This is a genomic window from Mycobacterium sp. (assembly GCF_032159775.1).
Classification (GTDB): Bacteria; Actinomycetota; Actinomycetes; order Mycobacteriales; family Mycobacteriaceae; genus Mycobacterium.
In genome coordinates, this window is the sequence record NZ_JAVHWK010000186.1 from 1 (window position 1) to 5,724 (window position 5,724).

The following is a 5,724-nucleotide window of genomic DNA, read 5'->3' on the forward strand; positions in this document are numbered from 1 at the left end:
AGCAATTCGGCGTTGAGGTCGACGCCCTTGCCGTGCCAAGGCAGCGCTTCGACGGCTCCAGTCACGGAATTGCGCCGCAGGTGGAGGTGGTCCGCGCCGGCCACGGTGCTTGCGGGAACCGCCGAGCCGTCTGCTCGCAACACGATCGTGTCGGCTGCAACATGCAGTCCGGTTTCGACCACGCAGTCGTCACCGAGCGAGATCTCCAACTCGGCGTTCGCCCCGACAAGGCACCTCTTGCCGATTGTGATCACGGCGCTTCCTGTGCCGCCTCCGACATCGGAGCCGTCGCCGATGACGCAACCAGCGGTGATCTGGCCTTCGATGATTGCTCCGCCCAAAGTGCCTGCGTCGTAGTCGACGAAGCCCTCCGCCATCACCGTGGTCCCCGGCGCGAGGTGCGCGCCGAGCTGCACACGCGCACCGTCGGCAATCCGCACGCCGGACGGGATCACGTAGTCGACCATCCGCGGGAGCTTGCCGACCCCGTGCACCGTGAATGGCCCGAACGCACGCAATCGTCGATGCAGACTGGAGAAATCGTCGGCCGGTACTGGGCCGTGGTTCGTCCACACCACATCGGCGAGCAGATCTTCGACACCGTCGAAGTTGGCATGGTGAGGTCGAATCATGCGGTGCGACAACAGGTGTAGCCGCAGGTAAGCGTCGTAGGCATCACGAGGTGGCAGCGACAGATCTGCGATCGTGGTACGAACGCCTGTCACGTTGACCTCGCAGACCGAGTTCGTCCCGATCAGCGGCCGTAGCCGATCGGGGACGGTGCCGGCCTCCAGCCACTCGACGCCGCTGTCCGAGAACTGACCGAGTTCCGGTTCCGGATACCAGACATCCAGCACGACGCCACTCTGGCTGAGAGATGCCAGGCCGATTCCTGCCGCTCCTTGAGAGAGCACCGCCTCCCCCGGTACACGAGGTACCGGGTTCGGCGGTGCTTCGGTGTCAATCGTCATGGCACTACTTGAGATTCATTTCCTCGTACACCTTCCAGACCTCCATCGGGTCCGGGTTCTCGTTGTCATCGCCGCGGCCGTAGAACAGTCGGTCGTCCTCTTCGACAGGGATGCCCCAGAACTTGTACTTGAACTTGACGCCACGTTCGATGGTCACCCAGCGCACCAGGCGCGCCAGCGGGAACATGCCGTCGTGAGCGAAGCCCGGTCGAGGCCGGCCAGCTCGTCCTACCTCGGTGATGCGGGCGATACCGCGGAACGCCAGCTCGTCGGCGAGTTCCATCGCACGCTCCGGCGGATGGATGGCGATCGTCTGAGTGTGCTTGTCGGTGAACGGCAACGCCTCGTTCAGATTCTTCACCGGATGGACGAACATGGTGCGACTCAATGGATGCGACGCGATACGGCAGGGCCCATCGGTGACGATGATGGTCCAGTCCGTGCCGCCGCCCTCCGGTGTGATGACCTCCCAGCCACGGAACGCGGACTCCCGCCGAGTGCGCGCGACCGCGGCTTTCTCGTCGGTTGTCACAGGCGACTTCGGCATCCGCTTCAGGTTGATGTCCAACCATCTGCCCAGCGCCGCGACATAATCCGACGTGTCGGCCTCACAGAAGGTCTCCTGCGGGCTGAAGCAGGCCACCTGGTCGTAGATGCTGATGTCGTAGGAGGCTTTCATCGCGACGTAGTCGAGATCTTCGGAGTCCTTGCCGACCAGGTGCAGGCTGCGCTTCGGTCCGAATTCGACGAACTCGGTCCCGTAGCGGATCCGGCGCTTGATGGGCTCGATCGATGTCTCGTGGCCCCAAGCGCACACCACATCCGACATGTCCAGGATCTCGTCTTCGATCGTCGAGCCCGGTTCCCAGTAGGCGACGGTCAACGACTTCGTGATCGGGTGATCAGGCGCGTTGGCGATGAAACTGAGCGCGAACAACAGGCTGGTGACTGCGTCCCGCTTGGGCAGCTTGGCGATGGTCATGTTCTTCGTCATCACGCTGCGAACGATCGAGAAGAGCCCGGCCATCGGGATGTTGCCGACCATGATGTGGGTGACTTTGCCGCGCGGCTCAGCGTGCAAGTACACAGTCTTGCGCGGCAACCACTCGTCGAGCAGGTACGGATCACCGATCTCGCTCTCGAGCATGTCGTAGACCTTGATGCGACGCAGCGCGGTGGACAGTAGTCCGAGGTCGTAGTAGATGCTCGGACCGACGTATCCGGCGGTCTCTTTGATCGTCTCGGTCACCAGCTGGCGGAACTCGTAGTCTTCGTCAATCCACTTCTTGCACAGGTCGTTCAAGAAGATCGCGACATCGTCGATAGACAATGCGGCGATGTCGCGGTTGTCGGCCTCCCGGATCCGCGCGACATCGGCGGCGTCCAGCCGCGGGATGCGAACCTCCATGTCGTCGCCGTAGCTCAAGGAGATGGTGTTCTCGGAGGTCGGCAGTTTGACTTCCCCGCAGACCACGATCGGCAACTCCAGGATCTTTTTCGACCCTTCGTCACGGATCGTGAAACCCTCCTGGGTGACGGTCCGTTCGAGTTGATCTGTCATTGGTTTACCTCTCCATCTAGTGATTTCTCTTGTCGGTGTTTTTCAACTACGTCGTTGAACGAAGGCGAAATGACTTGGTCTAGAGCCATTTCGACGCCTGTGAGTTCCCGCGCTACAGCCGCCGTTGCCACTGAGAACGCGGTCCTTGCGGCGACGGGGTTGTACTCGAGCTTGTGGGTCGCCTCGGGCAGGATGAAGACCTGGCGCGGCGCAGTGTCGGAGTCCTCATCGAAGACCGACTCGACCTCCTCCAAGTTCGTCCACTTGTCGTCTTCGGCGTACACATGGGTGATGGGGAAACGGCATTGCGACACATCGAGTTTCGTCGACTCGAGTGAGTGCAAATTGTGTTCGATCGCGTCCATGACGATCTGGCCGCCGACGTGATATCCGAGCACCTCTCGGGCATGCGGTTCGCGGCCCGACAGGCCTTCGGCGACGACGTCCTCGCCGACCACACAGTTCAGTGTGTCCTGCAAATTCACCACACCCACCAACGACACCAGTGTGGCGATGTCGGACCTTCCCTGCAGCGCACGGAACGCGATCCTCGCGCCCATGCTGACGCTGATGACGCCGACCGGACCTGTCACGCCCCAACCCGCCAGTGATCCCATGACCGCACGGAGGTCATCGGCAGCGGTGGACAACTTGTAGTCGTAGACATCCCCCTCGCTGGCGCCCACGTGGTCCGTGTAGTCGAAACGCAGAGAGCGAAACCCGTTGAGTGTCAGGAAGAGTGACAACGGGCCGAAGTGGCGCATCGACAGCGCGTAACTGGGAGCGACGACGACCAGAGGTGCGTCCTGGCCGCCCGAGTCCGGCCCTTCCAGCAGACAACGAATCGAGCGGCCAGCCGAGTTCTGCGTCTCGAACATCGTGCCCAATTGAAAGGTGGTCATGACAGGTCCTCCTCTGCAACTTCCGTCTCGGCATCCATGGCGCGCGCGCAGCCACGGTCATCGGCTGCGGTCACTCGCCGCGTGAAACTCATCGTCGGTCCCGCGCGGCCGCAATCACACCGCCCGGGGTCGACCGCACCGAAATCGTCGGAGATGACGAAGCCGGGGTAACCAGTCGGCAACGCGTCCCAGTAGGCGAGCACCCCCATCTCGCCTGCCGGCACCGGCTCCTGGGTATCCGAGTCGAGGGCCTTGACGACGAGCCATGGCGGAATGTGCTTGTGCGCAGCCTCGCACTCGAAGATCACCGTGTTGAGTTCGACCATGTTGTAGGCATCCCGAACGCCGACACCGTCGAGTCCGAGTTGTCTTGTGCACCAGGCCCGGAACTCGGTGCTGTCGACCGATTCATCGGTGTGCGTCTTCCAGCCACCTCCGGTGACCAGCAGACCGCGGCGCGCGCCCAGATCCAAGGTGATGCCTTGATCGGCCAGGTATTGCAGCAGGTACACGACGAAGATGGGCGGCCCGACGATGATCGGCTGGATCTCCTCGTCCAACGCCATCAGGTCGTCGACCACCTTGCGCGGGTCGAAGACGCCGTCGACGACGTAGTGGTTGGCCGGTCGCAGCAGGCTGATCAGACTCATGACGTAGGGGAACCAGACGTCGCCTGCCGCGTCGGTGTCGGGGCCCAGGTTGAACACCTGGGCCCGCACCCGCAGATCAAGCAGCTGCTCGGCGGACAGCCTGATGGAGCCGACGAATCGTTCCATGCTGGTGTTGTCGCGACTGACCCTGCTGATGACGCCCTGCGTGCCGCTGCTGCGACACACCTTGGCGACGGCGTCGTCGGCCACGCTGCGGATGGCCCGCTCTTTGAACATCGACGCCGGGATCACGGGGATCCGGACGATGTCCTCCGGCATCGTCAGGGTGTCCGGGCTAACTCCCTCGAGCTTGCAGTACCGCTGATACGAGACACAGTTGGTGTAGTGGTAACGGAATGCTTCGGCGAAGACCAGGGACTGGAACATCTGAGTTCTCGCCTCGTCCCAGCGATACGGATCGTCCTCGCCGTAGAGGATGGTCTCGACGGGCGCCTGGGCCCCGATGTATGCGCGTTTCCGTCGCGGCCGCGACGGAAACGGAGCGATAACCGTGTCGGTTTCTTCTACAAATGTCACACTCGGCTCCCCTGTTAGCTGAGTTAACTTAAACTTGCAGCACGGAAGAACACCCACTAGGGCGCACTCACAACTGACGCCGATGTCAAACCGGTATCTGCACCGTACAGCTACCTCCTCGGCTTTACAGGGGAATCGACACGCCAAAAAAAGATTTTTCGCGGCACTTTCTATATCCCCCGATTGGAATTTGCTGTGTAGGGACAGCACTTATCACAGGCACTTCTCGGTTTGATCACGCCGGTGCTCAGAATTCGCTGAGAATTCGCGGTGACGTTCTTACTGTTCCAACACTGTTGCGGGCGTCTCAACGACCTCGAAATCGGTCGGCGCAGGGTTCTCCCGGTGGCGCCGCGCGAACCGGGGAATCCACCAGTTCACCGGACCCATCAGTGTGACCAGAGCGGGCACGAGAAGCATCCGCACGATCGTCGCGTCGAGGATGATGGCGAACGCCATACCGACTCCAGCAATCTTCATCAGGGCAACCTGCGACAGGCCCGCCGCCCCGGTGACGATGACGAGAAGGGAGGCTGCCGCGGTGATCACGCGTCCCGTGGATGCCAAACCTTCTCGCACGGACTCAACCGTGTTCGCCCCCGTTTCGTGCGTCTCGACCATCCGGGCCACGAGGAACACTTCATAGTCGGTCGACAGGCCGAAAATCACCGCGATGACCATGACGATCGCCGCGGCCGGCAGCGGACGCGGCTCGACACCAAGAAGGCCGGCGCCGTGACCGTCGACGAAAATCCAGGTGAGCACCCCCAGGGTGGCAGTCAGGCTGAGGGCAGCCATGACCACCGCTTTGATCGGCAGCACAACGGACCGGAACGCGATCAGCATCAGCACCAGGGTGGCGATGATCATGATCGAGAGCATGAAGGGAAGACCGTCGAGGACAGCGGTGTTGCTGTCGGCACGTACCGCGTTCTCTCCACCGATGAGAACGGACGTCTTCGGTGGCGGCGGGATGGCGCGCAATGCGGCGATCGAGTCTCGCGCCTCGTTCGAGAAGTCGTCGCTTGAGAGCACCGCATGAAGGATCGTCATGTCGTCGCCGGAGGCCAGCGGGTCTACGCGCGTGACACCCTCCGCCGACT

At 62.2% G+C, this 5,724-nt stretch carries 5 protein-coding genes; all 5 read right to left on the reverse strand.

The genetic code is table 11. The features are described from left to right. On the reverse strand, nt 1-914 hold a 914-nt coding region (locus tag QOJ24_RS24345), incomplete at its 3' end, for a DapH/DapD/GlmU-related protein (RefSeq protein WP_526265914.1). 61 nt (nt 915-975) lie between these two features. Beyond that, entirely contained in the window at nt 976-2,532 is a 1,557-nt protein-coding gene (locus tag QOJ24_RS24350) for an acyl-CoA reductase (protein WP_526265910.1), read from the reverse strand. Further along, complete coding sequence (locus tag QOJ24_RS24355) at nt 2,529-3,434, reverse strand: alpha/beta hydrolase family protein (protein ID WP_526265911.1); 906 nt, start codon at nt 3,432-3,434, stop codon at nt 2,529-2,531. Before QOJ24_RS24355 ends, QOJ24_RS24350 begins: the two co-directional genes overlap by 4 nt. Beyond that, the gene (locus QOJ24_RS24360) at nt 3,431-4,621 is read right to left on the reverse strand and encodes a LuxE/PaaK family acyltransferase (protein WP_526265912.1); all 1,191 of its coding nucleotides are present in this window, start codon (nt 4,619-4,621) and stop codon (nt 3,431-3,433) included. Before QOJ24_RS24360 ends, QOJ24_RS24355 begins: the two co-directional genes overlap by 4 nt. Nucleotides 4,622-4,900: 279 nt before the next feature. Next, nucleotides 4,901-5,724, reverse strand: an 824-nt coding sequence (locus tag QOJ24_RS24365) for an MMPL family transporter (protein ID WP_526265913.1), incomplete at its 5' end; no start/stop codon positions are given.